Source organism: Streptomyces sp. Q2, assembly GCF_056820935.1.
On the sequence record NZ_JBXEJE010000119.1, the window covers coordinates 1 to 798 of the forward strand.

Genomic DNA, 798 nt, shown 5'->3' on the forward strand with positions numbered 1-798 from the left:
CTAGTAGTGCTTCGTCAGGTCTATTCGTTGATGCTGATCAAGAGCATGTTGGTTGTGTGGATGCGCATGAAGTGAACCGATTACGGGCGGCGTTGGCGATGTTCGTGGCGGATGTCTTCGCCTCGGTGCCGCGTACGGATCAGCGGGCCAAGGGTGAGTGCTATCTGCGAGGCCTGATGCTCGACGGTCGACGCAAGTCGATCCAGCCGATGGCCGAGCGTCTGCCGGACGGGAACATGCAAGCCCTGCAGCAGTTCGTGAACCAGTCGCCGTGGGATCCGCTGCCGGTCAGGCAGCGGATCGCCGAGCGGCTGTCCCAAGTCGTCAGGCCCGAGGTGTGGGTGATCGACGACGTGTCGTTCCCCAAGTGCGGCAAGGCCTCGGTCGGGGTGGCCCGCCAGTACTGCGGAGCGGTCGGCAAACGGGCGAACTGCCAGGTCGCAGTCAGTGTCCATGCCGCCACCGACAGCGCCTCGTGCCCGCTGGAGTGGCAGTTGTATCTGCCGCGTGAGTGGACGGACGAGCCCGACCGCTGCCGCAGGGCAGGCGTCCCCGAGGACGTGGTGCACCGGGAGAAGTGGCGTCTCGCGCTCGGCCTGCTGGACACACTCGCCGAGTGGCAGCTGGAGGCGCCGGTCGTGGTCGCCGACGCCGGCTACGGCGTCAGCACCCCGTTCCGGCTCGGTCTCCAGGAGCGAGGGCTGTCCTATGTCCTGGCCCTGAACGGGAAGGAAGTCGCTCATCCGGAGGATGTCGAGCCGCACCAGCCCGCTTATGGCGGGCTCGGGCCGCCCACCC

The 798-nt window shown here is 66.9% G+C and carries 1 protein-coding gene; it reads left to right on the forward strand.

The genetic code is table 11. The annotated features are described in order from the left end of the window. Positions 1 to 56 precede the first annotated feature (56 nt). Positions 57 to 798: IS701 family transposase (locus tag ACWBNA_RS47840; protein WP_482710882.1), on the forward strand; the 742-nt coding region annotated here is incomplete at its 3' end.